General features: G+C 25.2%; 1 pseudogene. It reads left to right on the top strand.

The features are described from left to right. Positions 1–278: pseudogene (locus tag C1G53_RS13480) on the top strand (DNA repair protein); the annotation flags it as partial.

Here is a 278-nt window from a genome sequence, read left to right as displayed (position 1 = left end):
ATACGCCTTCTCAATAATATCTCCCATTATGAAAAGCAATATAATAAATCGATTATTATTGTAATTGGAGGCTCGGAGTTAAAAAATAATGATATTAGATTTTCAAAAAACTTTGATGTTCATCATTTTGAATTAAACGATTTAAAAGATACTTTAGGTAATATTATACAAACTTCAAACATCTCTGATAACTTAGAGGATACACTGTATCCTCTAACAAAGGGAAACTTGGAAAAAATTTATAATTTTATTTTACTATCACAGAATAATTCTAAGAT

The sequence above is a fragment of the Streptococcus suis genome, from assembly GCF_002960445.1.
Taxonomy (GTDB): domain Bacteria; phylum Bacillota; class Bacilli; order Lactobacillales; family Streptococcaceae; genus Streptococcus; species Streptococcus hyiners.
Note: the sequence above shows the minus strand (reverse complement) of the source record. Positions and strands in the feature narration are given on the sequence as shown.